Origin of the sequence: Nocardiopsis potens DSM 45234, from assembly GCF_000341105.1 — a bacterium.
Taxonomy (GTDB): Bacteria; Actinomycetota; Actinomycetes; order Streptosporangiales; family Streptosporangiaceae; genus Nocardiopsis_A; species Nocardiopsis_A potens.
Genome location: NZ_ANBB01000047.1, coordinates 48,469 through 71,167, shown reverse-complemented (window position 1 = coordinate 71,167; position 22,699 = coordinate 48,469). Strand labels below are relative to the sequence as shown.

The following is a 22,699-nucleotide window of genomic DNA, read 5'->3' as shown; positions in this document are numbered from 1 at the left end:
CGATTCGGCGCTACCGAGCGGTTCTTCCGTAACCGCACTGCCTGGCCGGTTACCCTTTGCGGGACCGAATCCGCTCCGCGCCCGCCGCCGAGGAGACCACCGCACGTGCCCCGCGCCCCGTTCCGCCTGCGGCCGCTCGCCGGCCTCGCCGCGGCCCTGCTGACCGCAGGGGTCCTCACCCCCGCCGCCCCGGCGGCGGCCCAGGACGGCCCCGCCCGCGTCGAGCGCGAGGCGGTGCCCGGCGCCGAGGTGCGCCTGGCCGGCGGGGAGACGGCGGAGACCGCGCTGTACCGGCTCCGGGTGGACGACGATACCTCGCTGAGCGCCTACGGCGCGGTGCGCTCCGACGAACCCGACCGCAGCACCGCCTACGTCGAGTCCGGCTGGAACGCGGTGCCCGGCGAGCACCCCTCCGGCGACCCGGCCGGGCCGGTCGCCTGGATCGTCCGCAACTCCTACCCGGAGCTGGAGGTGGAGGAGCTGGCCGAGCGGAGCGGGGCCGGCGGGCTCTCCGCCGAGCAGGCCATCGCCGCCACCCAGACCGCGATCTGGCACTACACCGAGGGCGCCGAGCCGGCCGCCGGCAAGGGGAAGGGCAAGGGCGGCAACCACCCGGCCGTGCTGGAGGTCTACCGGTACCTGGTGGACGGGGCCCAGGGGAGCGACGAGCCCGCCGCCGCGCCCTCGCTCTCGGTCACCCCCGAGCGCATCCAGGGCGCCGACCCGACCAGCCCGATCGGCCCGATGAAGGCGCGCACCACCGGCACCGGCCCGGTCTCGCTCCGGGTCGGCGGGGCCGAGGGCGCCCGGCTCACCGACGCCTCCGGCGAGACGGTCACCGAGGTCGGCGACGGCGAGGAGTTCTACCTGGAGGTGCCGGAGGGGTCCGGCGCCGGGGTGGCCACGGTGCACGCCTCCACCACCGCGGCCACCGTGCAGTCCGGCCGCGCGTTCGTCGGCAAGGACGGGGTGACCACGCTGCCGCTGGTCATCGCGGAGGAGGGGGTGACCGAGGGCACCGCGGCGATCAAGGCCGACTGGAACGCCCCCGCCCGCGAACCGGCGCCGGTCACCGACCCGACCCTGGAGCCGCTCCCCTCCGCCTCCCCCGCGGAGCCGCCGCCCGCGGCCGCGCCCCCGGCGCCCTCCCCGGAGGAGAGCGCCTCCCCGGCCTCCCCCGAGCCGGAGCGCCGCGGCCCGCTGGCGCTCACCGGCACCTGGCTGGGCGCGCTGATCGGCATCGGAGCCCTGCTGGTGCTGGGCGGGGCCGCCGCCATGCTGCTGTTCCGGCGCCGCTCCCGCCGGGACTGACCCCGGCCCCGCCGGTTCCGGGCGGCGGCGCGACCCGGGAAGTACGACCCGAATCACACCGCGACTCTCCCCCTCCCGCCGCCGGGCGCGCTCCCACGCAAGAAAGCGCAGGTGAAAGTGGTCTGCGGAATTGGACAGGAACGGACTTCCGCACAGAATCGCACGAATTCCGCGAAGCATGTTGGAAGACCGGAATTGGGTCGCTAGTATCAGGCGGTGCGGTGCTCCGGTACCCGCCGCCGAGCCGGAACCCCTTCCAGGGCGGGCGCGGCGGCTCCGGCGAAGACGAATCGCGCCGATCTCCGTTCGCTTTTTCCATGACGGCGCCTCCCGAAACAGCACGATGCCGCCGGGCACCGCAGCGGGCTTCTCCACGGACCGCGCGCAGCTCGCGCCGCGGCGGTCCGCGGCGTGCGCCCGACCGCCGTTTCCGGGCTTTCCGCCCGGCGCAGCGGCGATGACCGGTTTTCCCCTGAACGACACCGGGACGCAACCTTGATCAAAACGACCTCTCTCCCCCACTCCCCGCGCCGCGGCCGCCGCGTGGCGGCCGTCGCCGCCGCGACCACCGCGGCCGCCCTGGCCTTCGGCCTCTCCGCCGCCCCGGCCCTGGCCAGCGGCGCCAAGGGCGAGTACGTGGGCAACGCCCTCAACGGCGGCCAGGTGACCGCCGCTGACGGCACCAGCATCGGCGCCAGCCTCTTCAACCTGAAGCTGGAAGACGGCACGATGCTGCAGACCTACTGCATCGACTACGAGACCTCGATCCGGGGCGGCGCCAAGTACCAGGAGGACGCCTGGGAGAACTACCCGGGCAAGGGCGAGTTCGCCACCCCGGGCAAGGTCAACTGGATCCTGCAGAACTCCTTCCCCAAGGTCGACGCGGCCTCGCTGGCCGAGACCTCCGGGGTCGCGGGCCTGACCGACGAGCAGGCCGTGGCCGGCACCCAGGCCGCGATCTGGCACTTCAGCAACGGGGTCGAGTTCACCGAGCAGGGCAACGACGAGAACGTCTTCGCGCTCTACAGCTACCTGGTGGAGAACGCGAAGAAGGAGGACGTCGCCGAGCCGGACGCCTCGCTCACCATCGCCCCGGAGTCCGCCGAGGGCAAGGCCGGCCAGACCATCGGCGAGTTCACCGTCACCACCAGCAGCGCCGACCCCGTCGCGCTGACCCTGGACGCCCCGGAGGGCGTGCAGCTGGTCGACGTGGAGACCGGCGAGCCGGTGGAGGCCGCCTCCAACGGCGACGTCTTCGGGTTCAAGGTGCCGGAGGGCACCGAGGCCGGCGAGGCCAGCGTGTCCGGCACCGTGTCGGCCACCGTCGACGTCGGCCGGCTGTTCAAGGGCGTGGAGGGCCAGCCCGCCACCCAGACCCTGATCACCGCGGACGGCGAGACCACCGAGGTCAGCGCCGGCGCCAAGGTCTCCTGGACCGCCGGCGGCGGCGAGGAGACCCCGACCCCGGAGCCGAGCGAGCCAGCCCCGAGCCCGTCGGAGCCCGCGCCGAGCCCGTCCGAGCCGGCCCCGAGCCCGTCCGAGCCGGCCGAGAAGCCGGACGACAAGCCCGCCCCGGGCAAGGACGACGACACCGGCGGCCTGCCGGTCACCGGCGGCGCGCTGGTCGGCCTGGTCGGCGCGGCCGTGGCGGCCGTGGCCGGCGGCGGTGCGGCCATGTACCTGAGCCGCAAGCGCCGCAGCGCCTCCGACGAGGGCTGAGCGGTACGGCTCTAGGCGCAGGCCCTGCGCACTGAGACGCCCGCCGCCGGAGCGATCCGGCGGCGGGCGTTCTCATGTCCGCAGGACGCCTCTCCCGCGATGATCTCGGCGCTCCGGGCCTATCGAGCCGCGTTGACGGGCCCGGAGGTCAAGATCAACGGGAAGGGGCGGCGCGGTGTCCGCACCGTGCCGCCCCTTCCGTGCTTCTCCGGCCGTGCTTCCCCGGCCGTGCGCCTCAGACCGCGTAGGGGCTGCCGGCGAGCAGCGGGCCGCCGCTGCGGTCGCGCAGCGCCGCCTCCACGGCCGCGCCCACCCTGTAGGTCCGGTCGTCGGCCAGCGCCGGGGCCATGATCTGCAGGCCGACCGGGAGGCCGTCCTCCGGGGCCAGGCCGCAGGGGACCGAGAGCGCGGCGTTGCCGGCCAGGTTGGTCGGGATGGTGCACAGGTCGGCGAGGTACATCGCCATCGGGTCGTCGGAGCGCTCGCCGAGCGGGAACGCGGTGGTCGGCGTGGTCGGCGAGACCAGCACGTCCACGTTGGCGAAGGCCGCCTCGAAGTCCCGCTTGATCAGCGTGCGCACCTGCTGCGCCGAGCCGTAGTAGGCGTCGTAGTAGCCGCTGGACAGCGCGTAGGTGCCCAGGATGATGCGGCGCTTGACCTCCGGCCCGAAGCCCTCGGCCCGGGTGAGCGCCATGACCTCCTCGGCGCTGCGGGTGCCGTCGTCGCCGACCCGCAGGCCGTAGCGCATCGCGTCGAACCGGGCCAGGTTGGAGGAGGCCTCGCTGGGCGCGATCAGGTAGTAGGCGGCCAGCGCGGCGTCGAAGCTCGGGCAGGAGACCTCGACGACCTTGGCGCCCAGCGACTCCAGCAGCTCCACGCTCTCCTGGAAGCGCTGCAGCACGCCCGGCTGGTAGCCCTCCCCGGCGAACTGCTTGACCACGCCGATCCGCAGGCCGGCCACGTCGGCCCGGCGGGCCGCGTCGACCACCGGCGGCACCGGGGCGTCGATGGAGGTGGAATCGCGCGGGTCGTGCCCGGAGAACGCCTCGTGCAGCAGCGCGGCGTCCAGCACGTCCCGAGCGAACGGGCCCGGGGTGTCCAGCGAGGACGCGAAGGCGATCAGCCCGTACCGGGACGAGGAGCCGTAGGTGGGCTTGGCGCCGACCAGGCCGCAGACCGCGGCCGGCTGGCGGATCGAGCCGCCGGTGTCGGTGCCGGTGGCCAGCGGCGCCTCGAAGGCGGCCACCGCGGCCGAGGAGCCGCCCGAGGAGCCGCCCGGGATCCGGCCGGTGTCCCACGGGTTGCGGGTCACGCCGTAGGCGGAGTTCTCGGTGGAGGAGCCCATGGCGAACTCGTCCATGTTGGTCTTGCCGAGGATGACCAGGCCGGCCTTGCGCAGCCGGGCGGTGACCGTCGCGTCGTAGGGCGGCAGCCACCCCTCCAGGATCTTGGAGGCGGCGGTGGTGGGCATGTCCTCGGTGGTGAAGACGTCCTTGTGCGCGATGGGCACACCGGCCAGCGGGCCCAGCTCCTCACCCGCGGCGCGGCGCTCGTCGACGGCCCGCGCCTGGGCCAGCGTGGCCTCCCGGTCCACGTGCAGGAAGGCGTTGACGTCGCCGTCGACCTCGGCGATGCGGTCCAGGTAGGCCGTGGCCGCGTCGACCGCACCGGCCTCGCCGCGCGCGATGGCGGCGCCCAGCTCGGCGGCGGAGAGCCTGATCAGGTCGCTGCTCATCACTCCTCCTCCCCGAGGATCTGCGGGACGCGGAACCGCTGGTCCTCCACCGCGGGCGCGCCGGACAGGGCCTGCTCGGGGGTGAGGCCGGGCCGGACCTCGTCGGGGCGGTACACGTTGGTCAGCGGCAGGGCGTGCGAGCTCGGCGGGATGTCGCCTTCGGCGGCCTCCTGCACCTTCGCCACAGCGGAGATGATCTCATCGAGCTGGGCGGCGAGGTGGTCGAGCTCGTCCTCGTTCAACGCCAGCCGCGACAACCGGGCGAGGTGCGCGACCTCATCGCGGGTGATGGCGGACATGAATTGCTTACCGTTCTCTGATGTCGTTCAGGACGACTCAATCCTATGGCCGCCGGGCACCCCTCGGTCGTCCTTCCGCACGGCCCCGCGGATCCACTCCTCGGCCTCGGCCGCCGCCAGCGGGGGCGCGAAGTGCCGGCCCTGCGCCGCGCGGCACCCCAGGGCGCGCACCTCCTCGGCCACCCCGGCGCTCTCCACCCCCTCGGCGACGGCGCGCATCCCCAGCGAGCCGACCAGGGTGATCGCCGAGGCCACGATGGTCCGGCCGTCGGTGTCCTCCTCGACCCGGCGGACGAACGAGCCGTCGATCTTGATCTCCTCCAGCGGCAGGCCGTTCAGCCGGGCCAGGGTGTAGTAGCCGGTGCCGAAGTCGTCCAGGGAGAGCGGCACGCCCAGCTCGGCCAGGGCCAGCACGCTGGGGGCGACCGCGTCCGCCTCGGCCACCATGGTCCGCTCGCTGATCTCCAGCCGGAGCCCCTCCGGGGGGACGCCGTGCCGGCGCAGCGCCGCGGCCACCACGTCCGGCAGGGTGGGGTCGAGCAGCTCGCGGGCGGAGAGGTTGACCGCCACCGGGTACCGCCAGCCCTCCCCGCGCCACCGGGCGACCTGGGCCAGGGTCAGCTCCAGCACCTCGTGGGTGAAGCCGCGGATCAGGTAGGACTGCTCCATCATCGGCACGAACTCGTGCGGCTCCAGCAGGCCGCGGGCGGGGTGCCGCCAGCGCACCAGGGCCTCCATCCCGATCGCCCGGCCGCTCTCCAGGTCGACCGTGGGCTGGTAGTACATCTCCAGCTCCTTCTCGACCAGGGCGCGGCGGAGCTCGCCGAAGAGGCTGAGCCGGTCGGTGGAGTTGCGGTCCTTGTGCGGGGCGTAGGACTCCACCCCGGTGCGCTGCTCCTTGGCCACGTACATCGCCACGTCGGCGCGCTGCATGAGCAGCTCGAAGTCGGGGGCGTGGTCCGGGTAGAGCGCGATGCCGACGCTGGCCTCCAGGTCGAAGTCCATCCCGTCGATCCGGGTGGGCTCGGCCAGCGCCACCCGGAGCCGGGCCGCGACCTCGCGCGCCGAGGCGGCGTCGCGCACCTGCGGCAGCAGCACCGCGAACTCGTCCCCGCCCAGCCGGGCGACCAGGTCGCCCGGGCGGACGCTGCGGGTCAGCCGGACCGCCACGATCTGCAGCAGCCGGTCCCCGGTGGGGTGGCCCAGGGTGTCGTTGACCTCCTTGAACCGGTCCAGGTCGAGCAGGAGCAGGCCGACCCTCAGGTCGCGCTGGCGGGCCTCGGTCAGCGCCTCCTGGGTGCGCAGGATGAGCAGCTTCCGGTTGGCCAGGCCGGTGAGCTCGTCGTGGTTGGCCTGGTGCTCGCGCTTCACCGAGAGGGTGGCGCTGCTGTACAGCGCGGCCAGCGGCAGGGCGAACAGCGGCACCAGCCAGATCGAGTGCGTCATCGCCACCACGACCAGCGGCGCCAGGGAGAGCAGCACCCCGTTGACGAAGAGCCGCTGGCCGATGTCCTTGCCGAGCACGGTGTGCAGCGGCGCCCGCTCGTGCATGGCCACCGCGCACTCCACCAGGACCAGGTTGGTCACGAAGTAGGCGGCGCCGGCCAGGCCGATCAGGACCAGCTCCGCGCCCTGCGGCACCCACGGGTAGACCGACGCCTCGGGGTGGAAGAGCCGCATCGCCGCGTCGGCCACGCCGAGGCTGAGCACGTACTGGGCGGCGTTGAAGGCGGTCCGGTGCGGGGCGTGCCGGCGGGCCACCCCGGCGACCACGGTGGCCAGCGCCTGGACCAGGCCGGCCGCGGGCAGGCCGAGGTGGATGAGGAGCGCGAAGGAGAACGGGAGCGAGGTGGGCGCGCCTTCGTCGCCGGCGGATCCGGGCGTGGCGATGGGGCGCAGCTCGCCGAGGACGACCATGCACAGGATCAGCCAGACCAGCGGCCGGTCGGCCAGCACGAGCAGGTCGCCCGGGCCCAGCCAGACGAGCGAGCCGGCGAGCAGCGCCGCCCCGGCCGCGGTGGTGCCGGCCAGGTAGAGCCAGAGCGGTGTCCCTACCCGGGGGCCGACGTCCCGGGTGTTGTTGGGATCCTTCATATCGTCCTCGGGATGGTCGGCGGAGCTCCGGTCCCGCCCGGGGGAGTGCGGTCCGGGAGCTCCTGGCGGAGTCTCGTCCTCAAGCCTTCCGGCCACCCCCTGCGACGGATCCGGTTCGCTTCCGCGCGGTGCGCAGGCCGTGCGCACCCGTCGGTGTACGGGCACAGCTTACGACGCTTCATCACCAGGTGTCGCCATACAGGGACTTTAGGTAAGCCTTGCGGGGGTTGACAGAAACACCCGGTTTCCGTATCGGGCACCGCACCCGCCCCGCCGACATGCGGCGCGGCCGGGGGCGGGATCGCGCTCCCGCCCCCGGCCGCCGCTCACTCCTCGGCCGTCCGGGCCAGTTTCGCGGCCTCATCCGGCCCGCCGTCCAGCAGCACCCGGAAGCCCTCCTCGTCCAGCACCGGGACGCCGAGTTTGACCGCCTTGTCGTACTTGCTCCCCGGGCTCTCCCCGGCGACCAGGAAGTGCGTCTTCTTCGAGACCGAGCCGCTGGCCCGGCCGCCGCGCTCGGCGACCGCCTCCTTGGCGCCGTCCCGGGTGAAGCCCTCCAGCGACCCGGTGACCACCACCGTCACCCCGTCCAGCGGCCGGGGGCCGCTGTCCGCGCCCTCGTCGGCCATCCGCACCCCGGCCGCCCGCCACTTGCGGACGATCTCCCGGTGCCAGTCGACCGAGAACCACTCCCGGATGGAGGCGGCGATCGTCGGGCCGATGCCCTCCACCGAGGCCAGCTCCTCCTCCGAGGCGGCCTCGATCGCGTCCAGCGAGCGGAAGTGCCGGGCCAGGTCCTCGGCGGCGCGCGGCCCCACGTGCCGGATGGACAGCGCCACCAGGATCCGCCACAGCGGCCGCTGCTTGACCGCCTCCAGCTCCTGGAAGAGCCGCTCCACGTTCTTCTTCGGCTCGCCGTCGGCGTTGGCGAAGAAGGTGACGACCTTGCGCTCGCCGGTCTTCGGGTCGGTCTTCGGCTCGGTGGTGTCCGGGTCGAGCACCAGGGTGCGGATCGGCAGCAGCTTCTCGACGGTCAGGTCGAACAGGTCGCCCTCGTCGCGCAGCGGCGGCTCCTCCGGCTCCAGCGGCTGCGTGAGCGCGGTCGCCGCCACGTAGCCGAGCGTCTCGATGTCCAGCGCCTTGCGCCCGGCCAGGTGGGACAGGCGCTCGCGGAGCTGGCCGGGGCAGGAGCGGGCGTTGGGGCAGCGCAGGTCGACGTCGCCCTCCTTCTGCTGCCCCAGCGGGGTGCCGCACTCCGGGCAGGTCTCCGGCATCCGGAACGGCCGCTCCGAGCCGTCCCGGCGCTCGAGGACCGGGCCGAGGATCTCCGGGATGACGTCGCCCGCCTTGCGCAGCACCACGGTGTCGCCGATCAGCACGCCCTTCCGCTCGACCTCCTGGGCGTTGTGCAGGGTGGCGAACTCCACCTCGGAGCCGGCCACGTGCACCGGCTCCATCACGCCGTAGGGGGTGACCCGGCCGGTGCGGCCCACGTTGACCCGGATGTCCACCAGCCTGGTGGTGACCTCCTCCGGCGGGTACTTGTAGGCGATCGCCCAGCGCGGCGCGCGGCTGGTGGAGCCGAGCCGGCGCTGCAGCGCGACGTCGTCCACCTTCACCACGACGCCGTCGATCTCGTAGGCGGGCTCGTGCCGGTGCTCGCCGTAGTGGTCCACGTAGGCGCGCACCTCCTCCAGCGAGCCGACCACCCGGTACCGGTCGCTGACCGGCAGCCCCCAGTCCCGGAGCAGGTCGTAGACGTGCGACTGGTGCGTGAACTCCACGCCCCGGTGCGCGCCCACGCCGTGCGCGATCATGGTCAGCGGCCGGGTGGCGGTGATCCGCGGGTCCTTCTGCCGGAGCGACCCGGCGGCGCCGTTGCGCGGGTTGGCGAACGGCTGCCTGCCCTCGTCGGCGAGGCGCCGGTTGAGCTTCTCGAACCCCTCCACCGGCAGGAACACCTCGCCGCGGACCTCCAGCAGCTCCGGGGCGGGCCGCACGCTCTCGTCCAGCCGCTCCGGCACCGCGGCGATGGTGCGCACGTTGAGCGTGATGTCCTCGCCGACCCGGCCGTCGCCGCGGGTGGCGGCGCGGGCCAGCCGCCCGTCCTCGTAGACCAGGTCCACGGCGAGCCCGTCGATCTTGAGCTCGCACAGGTAGGCGTCGACCGGCACCTCGGCCGAGACCCGGTCGGCCCAGGCGGACAGCTCCTCGGCGTCGAAGGCGTTGCCCAGGCTCTCCATCCGCACCAGGTGCTCCACCGGCGCGAACTCGTTGCTGATCGGCGCGCCCACCTTCTGCGTGGGCGAGTCCTGGGTGACCAGCTGGGGGTGGCGGTCCTCCAGAGCGCGCAGCTCCTGCATCAGCGCGTCGTACTCCGCGTCGGAGACGACGGGCGTCTTCATGTAGTAGCGGTAGCTGTGGTCGTCGAGCTCCTGCGACAGTTCGGCATGGCGCTCGCGCGCCTCGGCGGGGACGGGATCGACGCTGGCCGACTCTTCCGTGCTCACCCGGGACGTCCTTTCCTCCATGCTGTGCTCCTCTTGCTCCGGGTTCACCCGCGGGGGTCGTCGCGCAGCACCCGGGCCGCTTCGCGGCAGGCCTCCAGGGCGGCGCGGGCGCCCTCCGGCGAGGCGCCGGCCAGGCCGCAGACGGGGGTCACGACGACGGTCCCGGCCAGTGATTCAGGGGCGAACCCGATGCGGTTCCACAGCTCGCGTACAGGATCGACGGTACCGACCGGGTCGGACACTCCGGCCCGCTCCCGCGCCGCGACGCCGAGAAAAAGCCCGGTCCCGGCCTCGACCGCCTCGCCCACCGCCTCGTCCGAGCCGGGGGCGAGCCGGGTGGCGTCCAGGCCCAGCACGCGCGCCCCGGAGCGGCGCAGCAGCCCGATCGGGACGTCCCCGGCGCAGCAGTGCGCGGCCGGCACCGCGCCCGCCTCCGCGACCGCGGCGAACACCTCGCCCAGCCGCTCCCGGGCGACCGCGGGGTCGGGGGCCGCGATCCGCCGGTAGCCGCTGGCGGTGGGCACCCGGCCGGCCAGCACCGCGGGCAGCGACGGCTCGTCGATCTGCACGATCAGCTCCGCGCCGGGCAGCCGCGCCGCCACGTCGGCGATGTGCGCCCGCAGCCCCTCGGCCAGCGAGCCGGCCAGGTCGGCCACGGCGCCGCGGTCGCCGAGCATCCGCTCCCCCGAGCGCAGCTCGACCGAGGCCGCCAGGGTCCACGGGCCGGCCGCCTGGACCTTGAACGGACCGGTGTAGCCGGCCCCGTGCCGCTCCACCGCCTCCAGGTCGTAGGAGAGGAAGCTGCCGGCCCGGGCCAGGTCCCGGCCGGGCCCGCGGGCCACCCGCCAACCGCTCGGCTGCACCTCCACCGGAATGTCCACCAGCAGCGAGGCGGTCCGGCCGATGATGTCCGCCCCGGCCCCGCGCGCGGGCAGCTCCGGCAGGTGCGGCAGCTGCGCGAGCTCGCCGAACACCGTCCGCGCCGCTTCGTCGGGGTCCTCCCACGGATACGACCCCACACCGGTCCAACTCGCCACTGCCCAGGGAAAACGCCGCTCATTCACGACCGACAAGACTAGGGCACCCGTCCGGCCCCTCTCGATGATCTTGACGTTGCGGGGTATCAGAGCGCTCTGAGGCCCCCCGCAACGTCAAGATCATCGGGGGAAGGGCGGGCGGGGAGGGGGTCCCCGGTCAGCCCGCGACCGGTTCGGAGGGTTCGGCGTCCCCCCGCTGAGCGGCGCGGCGGCGGCGGAGCAGGGTCGCGGCGGCGGCCGCGGCGGCCGCGAGCAGCAGTACCAGGGCCACGGCCAGCACCGGGGAGTGCAGGAAGACGTTCCACCACACCGCGAGCACGGCCAGGCCGCCGAGGCTGTAGATGGCCGCCCAGATCGCGCAGCCGGGGATCATCGCGGCCAGGTAGCGCGGGAAGGACATCCGCATCGCGCCGGCCACGAGGTGGATCGCGGTCTGCACGCCGACCGTGACGTAGGCGACGGTGACCACCGGCGGGCCGAACCGGTCGATCAGCCGCTCGGCCCGCTCCAGCCGGGAGCCGAGCCGGGCGCCCCAGCGCGAGCGGTGCAGCCCGGCGCCGAGGCCGCGGCCGATCCAGTAGGTGGCCTGCGTCCGGGCGAAGACGATGCCGAACAGCGCGGAGTACACGATCCAGAAGGGCTGCCCCTCCAGGAACTGGTATTCCATCGGCCCTCCATGCGTTCCGGGCCGCCCGAGCGGCGCCACCCGGAGACCATGATAAGCCTAACCTAAGTTCACCCGGCCCGGGGGGCCGCCGCAGGCTCGGCCGACTCCGCCGACTCGGCCGGCTCGGCCGCGCGGGTGCCGGAGATCGTCGCCGAGCCCAGCACCGCGTCGCCGTCGTAGAACACCGCGGTCTGCCCGGGGGCCACCCCGGTGGCCGGGGAGTCCAGGGAGACCTCCACCCCCTCGCCGGCCGCGCGCACCGTGCAGCCGTGCACCTCGCCGTGGGCGCGCAGCTGCACCCGGCAGGCGAGCGGGCCGTCGCCGGGGGCCGGCGCCTCGCGCCCGCTCCACACCGGCCGGACGCCGCTGATCCCGTCCACCCGCAGCGCCTCGCGCGGGCCCACCGTCACCGTGTTCTGCACCGGCTCGATGGAGAGCACGTAGCGGCGGTCCGGGGCGCCGCCCAGGTTGAGGCCCTTGCGCTGGCCGATGGTGTAGGCGTGCGCGCCGTCGTGGGTGCCCAGCACCTCGCCGGACTCGTCCTTGATCGGCCCCGGCCGGCTGCCCAGCCGGCTGTTGAGGAAGCCCGCGGTGTCGCCGTCGGCGATGAAGCAGATGTCGTGGCTGTCCGGCTTGTCCGCGACGGCCAGCCCGCGCCGCGCCGCCTCCTCCCGGACCTCCTCCTTGGTGCAGTCCCCCAGCGGGAACATGGCGTGCGCGATCTGCTCGCGGGTCAGCACGCCCAGCACGTAGGACTGGTCCTTGGCCTGGTCCACGCTGCGCACCAGGCGCCCGTCGACCAGCCGGACGTGGTGGCCGGTGCAGACCGCGTCGAAGCCGAGCGCGACCGCCCGGTCCAGCACCGCCTCGAACTTGATCTTCTCGTTGCAGCGCAGGCACGGGTTGGGCGTGCTGCCCGCGGCGTAGGAGGAGACGAAGTCCTGGACCACCTCGCGGTCGAACTCCTCCGCCATGTCCCACACGTAGAACGGGATGCCGATCACGTCGGCCGCCCGGCGGGCGTCCCGGGAGTCCTCCACAGTGCAGCAGCCCCGGGCCCCGGTCCGGTAGGACTGCGGGTTCTTGGAGAGGGCCAGGTGCACCCCGGTGACGTCATGGCCGGCCTCGGCCGCCCGGGCGGCGGCCACCGCTGAGTCGACGCCGCCCGACATGGCGGCCAGTACGCGCAAAGTCATAACGACTCCAGGGTATGCGCTGCACCGGGCCGCCCCCTCCCGTTCCGACCGCCGGCCGGCCGCTTCCGGGCCGGTGTCCTCTCCTCCCCCCGGGTTCTGCGAAAATCAGAGCATGCCTCTGTTCCGCCGCCGCCGTTCCGCGGCGTCCGAATCCGCCGCCGGCATCGACGCCTTCTGGGCGCACTGGCCCGAACTGCGCGGCGCCCTGGCGGAGTCGGTCGACGCCGGCTCCGCGCTCCCCGAGGAGGCCGCCGAGCGGCTCACCGGGCTGGTCCGGCGCATCCACCCCGCGCTCGCCTGGGAGGTCTCCTCCGCCCCGCCGGCCGGCGGCAACCCGCTGGAGGACCTGCAGTCCTCGCTCGACGCCGACCCGGGCGAGCTGATGGCCCGGCTGGCCGAACTGGACGACCCCGCCGCGCTGCTCGGCGGGGACGGCCCCTCCTACGCGCTGACGCTCCGCTCCGGCCCGGACGACGAGGCGCGGATCGCCGCCGAGCGGTGGTCCCGCGCCGCCCCCGGGGAGCCGGGCTGGACGTTCCGCCCGTCGCTGCCCGCCGACCACGAGGCGCTCTCCCGCCCGCTGGACTGGAACGGCCACGAGCTGGACCTGTCGCACACCAGCGTGGAGCTGCGGGCCGACCCGCGGCGCGGCACCCTCACCGCCGGCGTCTACCACCCCGACTTCATGTTCCTGCCCGAGGAGGACCAGGCCGGGGTGGCCGAGCACGTGGTGATGCTGGCGCTGGGCGAGGACGACTACGTGCGGGCGATCGGCGCGGTGCGCGCGCTGGTGGAGAAGCCGCTGGACCCGCTCCCGCCGACGTCCATCCCCTCGGTCGCCCGCCAGCTGGGCCACGGCTCCGGCGGCGCCCTGGTGAGCGCCGAGGCCCGGCACCCGGTGCTCGGCCCGCTGGAGGTGCTCCTCCGCCACCCGGTGCAGCGCCGCGACTTCCCGGTCTTCACCCTGCTGCTGCAGGTGGTGCTCCCCTACCGCGAGGCCGACGCGGAGAAGCAGCCCAGCGGCGCCAGCGCGGCGGCGCTGGAGGCTATGGACTCCCGGCTGGAGGAGGTGCTCGGCGCCGACGGCGCGCTCTTCCTGCAGCAGACCGGGGGCGGCCGCCGGGAGATGCTCTTCTACCTGGACCCCGAGTCCCAGGTGCTGCCCTCGGTGGAGGAGGCCGTGGCCTCCTGGAGCGAGGGCCGGCCGGGGATGAAGACCCAGCTGGACCCGGACTGGTCGGTGTTCAACCGGATCACCGGGAAGTTCCGCGGCCTCTCCTGACCGCCCGCCCTGCCCCCATCCCCAACGCGAGGCGGGGGTCAGCGGCGGCGGCTGCGGGCGGCGCGGGCCCGCTCCACGGCCGGGCCGATCGCCTCGGCCAGGGCGTCCACGTCGGCCGGGGTGGAGCCGCGGCCCAGGCTGAACCGGAGCGAGCTGAGCGCGGCCTCGGCCCCGGCGCCCATCGCGAGCAGCACGTGCGAGGGCTGCGCCACCCCCGCCGAGCAGGCCGACCCGGTCGAGCAGGCGATCCCCTGGGCGTCCAGCAGCATCAGCAGGGCGTCGCCCTCGCAGCCGGGGAAGGACATGTGCGCGATGCCCGGCAGCCGGTCCTCCGGGTGGCCGTTGAGCACCGCGTCCGGCACCGCCTTGTGCACCGCGCGGACCAGTTCGTCGCGGAGCGAGGAGAGCTCCGCGGCGTGCTCCTCGCGCTCCTCGGCGGCCAGCCGGACCGCGGTGGCGAAGCCGCGGAGCAGCGGCGTCATCAGGGTCCCGGAGCGGACCTCCCGCTCCTGGCCGCCGCCGTGCAGCACCGGGACCGGGTCGGTGCCGCGCGCCAGCACCAGCGCGCCGGCGCCCATCGGCCCGCCCAGCTTGTGCCCGGACAGGGTGAGCGCGGACAGCCCCTCCACCGCGAAGTCCGCGGGGACCGCGCCGACGGCCTGCACCGCGTCGGTGTGCATCGGGACGCCGTACTCGGCGGCCACCGCGGCCAGCCCGCGCACCGGCTGCACCGTGCCCACCTCGTTGTTGGCCCACATCACCGAGACCAGCGCGACGTCGCCGGGATCGCGCTCGATCGCCTCGCGCAGCGCCTCGGGGTGCACGGTGCCGTACCCGTCGGCCGGCAGCTCCTCGTACCGGGCGCCCTGGCGGTCGGCCATCCACCGGGCCGGGTCGAGCACCGCGTGGTGCTCCACCGAGCCCACCAGGATCCGCCGCCGGCGCGGGTCGGCCTGGTTGCGCGCCCAGTACAGGCCCTTGACCGCGAGGTTGTCGGCCTCGGTGCCGCCGCCGGTGAACACCACCTCGTGCGGGGTCGCCCCGAGTGCCCAGGCGATGTCCTCGCGGGCCTCCTCCACCACCCTGCGGGCGGCCCGCCCCGCCCCGTGCAGCGACGACGGGTTGCCGAGCCGCCCGTACTCCTCGGTCATCTCCGCGACGGCCTCGGGGCGGACGGCGGTCGTGGCTGCGTGATCCAGATACACCATGGCCTTCCAAGGATACGGCGGCGGCCCCGGGCCCGAAGTGCCCGGGGCCGCCGCCGGCCTTCCGCGGAGCGGCGCCTACTTGCGCTTCTCGATCTCCTCGGTGAGCTGCGGGGCGACGGTGTGCAGGTCGCCCACGACGCCGAAGTCGGCGAGCTCGAAGATCGGCGCCTCCGGGTCCTTGTTGACCGCGACGATGTTCTTCGAGGTCTGCATGCCGGCCCGGTGCTGGATCGCGCCGGAGATGCCCAGCGCGATGTACAGGTTGGGGCTGACCGTCTTACCGGTCTGGCCGACCTGGAACTGGTTGGGGTACCAGCCGGAGTCGACCGCGGCGCGGGACGCGCCGACGGCGGCGCCCAGCGAGTCGGCCAGCTTCTCCACCACGGAGAAGTCGTCGGAGCCGACGCCCCGGCCGCCGGAGACCACGATCGCGGCCTCGGTCAGCTCCGGGCGGGCGCCCTGCTCCTGGACGACGCGCTCCACGACCTTGGCGCCCTTGGCGGCCTCGGAGACCTCGACCGAGACCTCCTCGACGGCGGCGGCGCCGGAGGCCGGCTCGGCCGGGACCGAGTTGGGGCGGATCGCGACGACCGGCGTGCCGGAGGCGACCTTGGCGTGGGTGACCAGGGCGCCGCCGAAGACGCTGTGCTCGGCGACCAGCTCGGCGGTGACGTCGACGACGTCGGTGAGCACGCCGGAGCCCAGCTTCACCGCGGTGCGCCCGGCGATCTCCTTGTTCTCGGCGGTGGCCGAGACCAGGATCGCGGCGGCGGACTTCTCCCCCGCCAGCTTGGCCAGCAGCTCGGCCTTGGGCGCGACGACGTAGTCGTTCAGCTCGGCCGGGGCGACGTAGACCTTCTCCGCACCGAACTCGGCCAGCTTGGCCTTGCCCGAGTCGGCGCCCGCACCGACCCACACGGCCGCCGGCTCGCCGATCCGGCGGGCCGCGGTGAGCAGCTCGGTGGTGACCTTCTTGACCTCACCGTCGACGTGGTCGACGAGGACGAGGACCTCAGCCATGTCTTGAATCCCTCTTTCGTCTCGCCGGACCTATACGAACTTCTTGTCGGCGAGGAACGCGGCGATCTTCGCACCGCCGTCGCCCTCGTCCTTGACGATGGTGCCGGCGGCGCGCGGCGGCGCCGGGGCGGCGTCGACCGTCTGCGTGGTCGCGGCGGCCAGGCCCACCTTGGCGGTGTCGATGCCGGCGTCGGCGGCGCCGAGCTTCTGCACCGGCTTCTTCTTCGCCTGCATGATCAGCTTGAACGACGGGTAGCGCGGCTCGTTGATCTTCTCGACCACGCTGACCACCGCCGGCAGCTGCGCCTCGACCACGTCGTAGCCGTAGTCGGTCTGGCGCTGGACCTTGATGGCGGAGCCGTCCACGTCCACCTTGCCGGCCAGGGTGAGCTGCGGCAGGCCGAGGTACTCGGCGAGCGCCGCGCCGACCACGCCGGTGCGCGCGTCGGTGGACTCCGAGCCGAGCACGACCAGGTCGAACTCGATGGTGCCCAGGGCCTTGGACAGCGCGTAGGCGGTCTGCAGGGCGTCGGAGCCCTTCAGCGCCTCGTCGTTGACGTGCACCGCCTTGTCGGCGCCCATGGACAGCGCCTTGCGGATGGAGTCGGTGGCCTGGTCCGGACCCATGCTCAGGATCGTGACCTCGCCGCCGTGCTTCTCCTTGAGGAGGAGGGCCTCCTCGATGGCGTACTCGTCGAGCTCGTTGATGACGCCGTCCGAAGCCGCGCGGTCCAGCGTGTGGTCATCCGCGAGTTTCCGCTCGGTCGCCGTGTCCGGGACCTGCTTGACCAAAACGACAATATTCATGGCCGGTGGCCGACCTCCCTGCACTCCCTTGCGTCGCCCGCTCGGACGGCGCGGACGCCGGTGCGTCCGTGGCCCCTAAGGGTGCCAAATGCGCTGATGGCATCCGGCGGCGGGGTGCGCGTTCACGTCCCGCGTCCCGCCTGTTCATGGTGCTCGCCCCCGATGTTACTGACTAGTAGCACAGAAGGCGAACACACCCCCGGGACTTCAGAGCTTAGGGCACCCTAACCGCCGAACGGGTTGCTGGGCGGGAACCAGACCCAGACCGGGGCGGCGCTGAACCCGAAGGAGAGCACCAGCATCGCGAAGAGCACGGTGAACACGATGACGCCCCAGTAGACGTACACGTTGCGGAAGCCCACCTTGTCCAGCAGCTCCATCGCCTGGCTCCGGGCGGTCCGGGCGTTCGGCCCCACGAAGCTCAGCAGGACCATCACGAACGTGCCGAAGGCGACCGCGTTGTTGATCCCCTCCCGGCCGGTGAGCATCCCGACGATGAACCCGAGGACGCTGCCGACCAGCAGGTACCCCAGTCCGTACAGCGCGTTGACGCCCAGGTTGCGCAGGAGCGCCACCGGCATGTCCAGGGCCACCACGATCGTGTCGGAGCTGCGCGGCGCCCGGGTCTGCAGCCGGCGGGCGTGGTTGGCCTTGACCGTGCCCAGCGCGCCGAGCACGCTCACCAGCACCAGGCCGAACAGCATCCCGATCCAGGGCAGCACCAGCGCGATGCCGGAGACCAGCGCGAGCACCGCGAGCAGGTAGAGCCGGGGCAGGTGCCAGCGGTCGTCGTCGTAGTACTCGTCGTCGTCACCGCCGCCCCAGTAGTCGCTGACGCTGTCCCCGCCGCTGCGCTTCCAGCGCCCGAAGAGCCCCCCTCGGCCCTCCTCCTCGGCGTCCTCCTCGCCGCCGCGGGAGGCGCGGCGGCCGCGCCGGGCGTCCTGCTCGACCGGGGTGAGGATGTCCTGGAAGTCCTCCGGCCGGAGGGTGGAGTTGAAGTACTGGGTGTGCGGGGCGCCGCCCCGCTCGTCCTCGTCGTCGTCGGCGTAGTAGGTGCGCACCTGGCCGCCTCGGGCGCGGTCCGCGTCCTGCGGGTCCAGCAGCCCGGTGGCCTGCGGGTCGTCCGCCTCGCGCGGCTCCAGCAGCCCGGTCGCCTGGGGGTCGTCCGCGGGCTCCGCGGCCGACTCGGCGGTCTCCGCGGGCGGCACCGCGCGGGTCGCGCCCGCCCCGTACTCGGTGGCCGGACCGTACTCCGTCGCGGGCCCGTACTCCGTCGCCGGACCGTATTCGGTGGCCGGACCGTACTCGGTGGCGGGTCCGTACTCCGTCGCGGGCCCGTACTCCGTCGCCGGACCGTATTCGGTGGCCGGACCGTACTCGGTGGCGGGTCCGTACTCCGTCGCGGGCCCGTACTCGGTGGCCGGGCCGTACTCGGCCGCGGGGGCCGCCTCGGAGCGCGCCTCCTCCTGCTGCTGCTCCTGCTGCGCGGGCTGCGCCGAGCGGTGCACCGCGGTGTGCTTCCCGGTCATCCCGGAGCCGACGTAGGCCGCGAGGTCGTCGCTGAGCGGCAGGTCGAGGTTGAGCCGCCCGGTCTCGGCGACCAGCTGAGCGGCGGTCGGCCGGGCCGACATGTCCCGCGAGACCGCCTTCATGACCAGCGGGCGGAGCCGCTCCGGCATCCCCTCGATGTTGATCTCGCCGTTGAGGATGCGGAAGAAGATGACCTCGAAGGACCCGGCCCCGTAGGGCGCGTTGCCGGTGGCCGCGAAGGACACCGTGGCGCCCCAGGCGTGCACGTCGGTCGCCGGCCCCAGCGCGGTGCCCTCGATGACCTCGGGGGACAGGTAGCTGGGCGTGCCGACGAAGGTGCCGGTCTGGGTGAGCTTGGCGCCGTCCACCGCGTGCGCGATGCCGAAGTCGATCACGATCGGCTCGCCGTTGGAGATGATGACGTTGCCGGGCTTGAGGTCGCGGTGGATGACGTCGGCCGCGTGGATGTCGTCGATGGCGCGGGCCAGGCCGCTGACGAAGTTGGTCAGCGCGCGGCCGCGCAGCGGGCCGTGCGACTCCACCGTGGAGTCCAGTGTGGGGCCGGGGATGTACTCGGTGACCACCCAGGGCAGCTCGGCGCTGGTGTCCGCGTCGATCACCTCGGCGACGTTGCGGCTGTGCACCCGCCGCATCGTCTCCACCTCGCGGGCCAGGCGGGCGCGGGCGATGTTGTCGCCGGCCACCTCCGAGCGCAGCACCTTGATCGCGACCAGGCGGTCCTGCCGGGGGTCGTAGCCCTGGTAGACCACGCCCATACCGCCTTGGCCGATGCGCCTCCGGATGGAATAAGGGCCGACGCGTTCCGGCAGCTCCTCACCCTCGGGGAAACCTGCCGACATTGCCATTGCGAACTCATCCCCTCAAAACCCGCATACCGCCACGACCAGCTTAGCCGTCGCGGGGCGAGCGGTACCGCGCTGCGCGCCCCTTGCAACCCCACGAGTATGACGGAAAATACCTGCGCCCGGTTCCGCTTCGGTGCCGCTCAGCCTTGGGCGGGAAGCCCGAGCCCGTCGACGGTCTCGGCTCCCGGGAGGCCTGCCAGGGCGGCTCCGGGGACGATCAGCTTGGAGCGGCGCACGCCGCTGCCGATGACCACCAGTGGACAGGCGGCGACCGCCGCGTCGATCAGCAGCGGCCACCCCTCCGGCAGGCCGACCGGGGTGATGCCGCCGTACTCCATCCCGGTGGCGGCGACCGCGTCCTCCTGCCGGGCGAAGGAGGCCTTGCGCACGTCGAGCCGGCGGCGGACCGCGCCGTTGACGTCCAGCCTGGTGGTGGCGAGCACGACGCAGGCCGCCCGGCGCACCTCGCCGCCGCGCTTGCCGGCGACCACGATGCAGTTGGCCCCGGCCTCCAGCGGGAAGCCGTAGGCCTCGGAGGCGGCGGCGGTGTCGGAGAGCGCCGGATCGACCTCGGCGACCAGCGGCGGGGGCTCCTCCGCCGCCGCCTTCCAGCCCTCCAGCCCCGCCGCCACCGGCGCGGCCAGCAGGTCGGTCCGCTCCACCGCGGGGGCCGCCGCGAGGCCCCAGATCCGCTCCGCCATCTCCGCCGCTCTCCTCTTCTCCTCCGCCCGGCCGACCGGCCGGTTCCGGTCAGCGCCCGGTGAACTCCGCCTTGCCCGGGCCGTTCTCCACGAAGCTGCGCATCCCGGTCTTCTGGTCCTCGGTGCCGAACAGCGCCGCGAACTGCACCCGCTCGATCTCCAGGCCGGTGCCCAGGTCCGCCTCGAGCCCGCGGTCGACCGCCTCCTTGGCCGCGCGCAGCGCCGCCGACGGGCCGCCCGCGTAGCGGGCCGCCATGGCCACCGCCGCGGAGTAGACCTCCGCCGCCGGGACGACCCGGTCCACCAGGCCGATCCGGAGCGCCTCGTCGGCCGGCACGTGCCGGCCGGTGAAGATCAGGTCCTTGGCCCGGGCCGGGCCGATCAGCCGGGGCAGCCGCTGGGTGCCGCCGGCCCCGGGGATCACCCCGAGCAGGATCTCCGGCTGGCCCAGCCTGGCGTCCTCGGCGGCGACCCGGAAGTCCGCGCAGAGCGCCAGTTCGCATCCGCCGCCCAGAGCGTAGCCGGTGATCGCGGCCACCACCGGCTTGGGGATCTCGGCGACCGCGGTGAACGAGGCCTGCAGGGTGCGCGAGTGGGCCGCCATGTCGGCGAAGCCCATGTCCGCCATCTCCTTGATGTCGGCGCCCGCGGCGAAGACCCGCTCCCCGCCGTAGAGGACCGCGGCGGCCACCGAGCCGTCCGCGGCGACCTCGGCCGCGGCCGCCCCGATCTCCCGCTGCACCTGCGCGTTGAGCGCGTTCATCTTCGGCCGGTCCAGCCTGATCACCGCGACCGCCGGATTCTCCGCGTCCTTCTCCACCCGCACGAACTCGCCCACTGCCGAGCCCTCCTGCCCTTCGGTCCTGCGCCCGGGTTCTCCGGCGCCTCCCGCTGTACTACCACGGCGCACCCGGCCGCCCCCGCCCCTCCCCCGCGGCGCTCCCGGCGCCGGGGGAGGGAGGGGCCCGGGGCTGAATCCTGCCGGCCGATTCATCGGCGTTGATCAGTGCCCCTCTGCCATGGTCTTCACGTGCGGCTCAGTGATGGGGCATGCATGCAGGGCGGTCACCATCAGAGCGCCTGAAAGCGGGGGCAAGAAGGCGGGACGGCCGTGCCGGTGGTCGAAGACGCCGGCGGGCCGGTTTCCCGTCCCCCCTCTGGAGACAGGCCGCCCGCGGTCGAGGCCACCGCCGAAGCAGGCCCGGCGCTCGACGGCGCCCGCCCGAAGCCCGGGCACCGGCCCGGCCGGCCCGGGCATCGCGGTCGGCCCGCCCGGCCCGGAGTACATCGAGGCTTTACTGTCAGTGCCGGGTCCTATTCTGCGGGTCATGGGTGAAGGTGGAGGCTTCGAGGAGGCGGCGTGTGCCATGACCGATGCAGCGGCACTGTTCTGTGCCCGCCTGCTGTGCAGGCGGGCCGCGAGGAACCGGGCACGCAAGGCTCCGGCCGCAGCCTCCGAGGCGGACGCGTGAGCCATAAGCAGGGGCTGCGCTTCGAGCTGGCGCCCACCGGCGAGCAGGCGGTCCTCATGGGGCGGCACTGCGGGCTGTCGCGGGCGGTGGAGAACTTCTGCCTGGAGGCCGTGCAGAAGAAGTACGCCCAGCGCAAGGCCGAGGAGAGCTACGGCATCACCGGTGAGGACCTGACCAAGGTGCCGTGGTCGGCCCCGGCGCTGGAGAGGGAGTGGCGCGCCGCCCACCCGAAGCGCTACCCCTCGTTCTCCCAGGGCGGGCTGTCCTCCCGCATCCCCAAGGAGGCGTGCCGGGTCCGGGCGGCCGGTCTGAAGAACTACTTCGCCTCCCGCGCCGGGAAGCGCAAGGGCGCGAGGCTGGGGTGGCCGAGGTGGCGCAAACGCAAGCACGGCTCCCGGTTCCGCTACGACGCCGACCGCGCCAGACCGCTCAACACCCGCACCGTGCGCCTCCCGGCGATCGGCGACGTCGCCACCCGCGAGGACATGTCCTGGCTGACCGACCGCATGGCCACCGCAAGGGCGCACATCCTCGGCGCCACGATCCGCGAGCAGGCCGGGCGGTGGTGGGTCTCCTTCCAGATCGAGGCGGACCGCGATGAGGTCAACAAGCGCCGCCAAGTGCCCGATGGCGCTCCCGCTTGCGGGATCGACTTGGGCCTGAAGACCTTCGCCACCGTTCGCAACAGCGACGGCACCACCGAGGAGATCTGCGCCCCCAGACCGCTGAAGGCCGCCCAGCGGGCGCTGAAGCGCGCCGGCCGCAGACTGGCCCGGAGCGCGGAGGGCTCCAGGAACAGGGCCAAGGCGCGCGAGCGCGTCGGGCGGCTGCACTTGCGGGTGGCCGATCGGCGGCGGGACTTCCTGCACAAGACCACCACCAGGCTGGCGAGAACCAAGTCGGCCGTCGCGGTGGAGACCCTGCACGTCAAGGGCATGGCCAGGAAGCGCAGGCTGGCCCGCGCCGTCTCCGATGCCGGGTTCGCAGAGTTCGTCCGCCAGTTGGAGTACAAGGCCGGCTGGTACGGCTCCCGCGTCTGGAAGGCCGACCGCTGGTTCCCCTCCTCCAAGACCTGCGGGAACTGCGGGCGGGTCAACCGCGCCTTGGCGCTGGCCGACCGCACCTGGGCCTGCCCCGGCTGCGGCGCCGTCCACGACCGCGACCGCAACGCGGCCGGGAACCTCCTCGCCAAGATGAGCGAAGAACTCGGGTCGGCCGTCTGACATTCGATCCCTCGCCGGGAAG

The 22,699-nt window shown here is 73.8% G+C and carries 17 protein-coding genes; 4 read left to right on the top strand and 13 right to left on the bottom strand.

Annotated features, from left to right (window positions below; all coding sequences use genetic code 11):
* Positions 1–105: 105 nt before the first annotated feature.
* Both D459_RS0119635 and D459_RS0119630 read left to right on the top strand, forming a co-directional pair.
* Complete coding sequence (locus tag D459_RS0119635; RefSeq protein WP_017594711.1) at positions 106–1,311, top strand: thioester domain-containing protein; 1,206 nt, start codon at positions 106–108, stop codon at positions 1,309–1,311.
* 543 nt (positions 1,312–1,854) lie between these two features.
* Entirely contained in the window at positions 1,855–3,030 is a 1,176-nt protein-coding gene (locus tag D459_RS0119630; RefSeq protein WP_017594710.1) for a thioester domain-containing protein, read from the top strand.
* 235 nt (positions 3,031–3,265) lie between these two features.
* On the opposite strand, the gene gatA is transcribed toward D459_RS0119630, so the two are convergent.
* The 7 genes from gatA to mnmA all read right to left on the bottom strand — a co-directional run bounded on the left by gatA (position 3,266) and on the right by mnmA (position 12,568).
* The gene (gatA, locus tag D459_RS0119625) at positions 3,266–4,765 is read right to left on the bottom strand and encodes an Asp-tRNA(Asn)/Glu-tRNA(Gln) amidotransferase subunit GatA (RefSeq protein WP_017594709.1); all 1,500 of its coding nucleotides are present in this window, start codon (positions 4,763–4,765) and stop codon (positions 3,266–3,268) included.
* On the bottom strand, positions 4,765–5,064 hold the full coding sequence (gene gatC, locus D459_RS0119620) for an Asp-tRNA(Asn)/Glu-tRNA(Gln) amidotransferase subunit GatC (RefSeq protein ID WP_017594708.1): 300 nt from the start codon (positions 5,062–5,064) through the stop codon (positions 4,765–4,767). Before gatC ends, gatA begins: the two co-directional genes overlap by 1 nt.
* A gap of 27 nt (positions 5,065–5,091) precedes the next feature.
* Entirely contained in the window at positions 5,092–7,158 is a 2,067-nt protein-coding gene (locus tag D459_RS0119615; protein ID WP_017594707.1) for a putative bifunctional diguanylate cyclase/phosphodiesterase, read from the bottom strand.
* 326 nt (positions 7,159–7,484) lie between these two features.
* Positions 7,485–9,689, bottom strand: coding sequence for an NAD-dependent DNA ligase LigA (gene ligA / locus D459_RS0119610; protein WP_193790273.1), 2,205 nt, complete (start codon positions 9,687–9,689; stop codon positions 7,485–7,487).
* 23 nt (positions 9,690–9,712) lie between these two features.
* Positions 9,713–10,705 (bottom strand): methionine synthase, encoded by a 993-nt coding sequence (locus tag D459_RS0119605; protein WP_241485080.1) that lies wholly within the window; start codon positions 10,703–10,705, stop codon positions 9,713–9,715.
* A gap of 157 nt (positions 10,706–10,862) precedes the next feature.
* Positions 10,863–11,372, bottom strand: a complete 510-nt coding sequence (locus D459_RS0119600; RefSeq protein WP_017594704.1) for a DedA family protein — start codon at positions 11,370–11,372, stop codon at positions 10,863–10,865.
* 68 nt (positions 11,373–11,440) lie between these two features.
* Complete coding sequence (mnmA, locus tag D459_RS0119595) at positions 11,441–12,568, bottom strand: tRNA 2-thiouridine(34) synthase MnmA (RefSeq protein WP_026120564.1); 1,128 nt, start codon at positions 12,566–12,568, stop codon at positions 11,441–11,443.
* Between the two features lie 112 nt (positions 12,569–12,680).
* Here mnmA and D459_RS0119590 point away from each other — a divergent pair, with 112 nt between their 5' ends.
* Positions 12,681–13,850 (top strand): DUF695 domain-containing protein, encoded by a 1,170-nt coding sequence (locus D459_RS0119590; RefSeq protein WP_017594702.1) that lies wholly within the window; start codon positions 12,681–12,683, stop codon positions 13,848–13,850.
* Positions 13,851–13,888: 38 nt separating this feature from the next.
* On the opposite strand, the gene D459_RS0119585 is transcribed toward D459_RS0119590, so the two are convergent.
* From D459_RS0119585 to D459_RS0119560, 6 genes are all read right to left on the bottom strand, one after another.
* Positions 13,889–15,058, bottom strand: a complete 1,170-nt coding sequence (locus D459_RS0119585) for a cysteine desulfurase family protein (protein ID WP_017594701.1) — start codon at positions 15,056–15,058, stop codon at positions 13,889–13,891.
* A 75-nt stretch (positions 15,059–15,133) separates the two neighbouring features.
* A complete protein-coding gene (locus tag D459_RS0119580; protein ID WP_017594700.1) occupies positions 15,134–16,078 on the bottom strand; it encodes an electron transfer flavoprotein subunit alpha/FixB family protein in 945 nt (314 codons plus the stop codon).
* 30 nt (positions 16,079–16,108) lie between these two features.
* Positions 16,109–16,885, bottom strand: coding sequence for an electron transfer flavoprotein subunit beta/FixA family protein (locus tag D459_RS0119575; protein ID WP_040710552.1), 777 nt, complete (start codon positions 16,883–16,885; stop codon positions 16,109–16,111).
* Between the two features lie 224 nt (positions 16,886–17,109).
* On the bottom strand, positions 17,110–19,281 hold the full coding sequence (locus D459_RS32195; RefSeq protein WP_051065487.1) for a protein kinase domain-containing protein: 2,172 nt from the start codon (positions 19,279–19,281) through the stop codon (positions 17,110–17,112).
* A gap of 140 nt (positions 19,282–19,421) precedes the next feature.
* Entirely contained in the window at positions 19,422–19,982 is a 561-nt protein-coding gene (locus tag D459_RS0119565; protein WP_017594698.1) for a YbaK/EbsC family protein, read from the bottom strand.
* Between the two features lie 49 nt (positions 19,983–20,031).
* Positions 20,032–20,820, bottom strand: a complete 789-nt coding sequence (locus D459_RS0119560; RefSeq protein WP_017594697.1) for an enoyl-CoA hydratase/isomerase family protein — start codon at positions 20,818–20,820, stop codon at positions 20,032–20,034.
* A gap of 630 nt (positions 20,821–21,450) precedes the next feature.
* Here D459_RS0119560 and D459_RS0119555 point away from each other — a divergent pair.
* Positions 21,451–22,677: an RNA-guided endonuclease InsQ/TnpB family protein gene (locus D459_RS0119555; RefSeq protein ID WP_017594696.1), complete on the top strand. Its 1,227-nt coding sequence runs from the start codon at positions 21,451–21,453 to the stop codon at positions 22,675–22,677.
* The last annotated feature ends 22 nt before the right edge of the window (positions 22,678–22,699 follow it).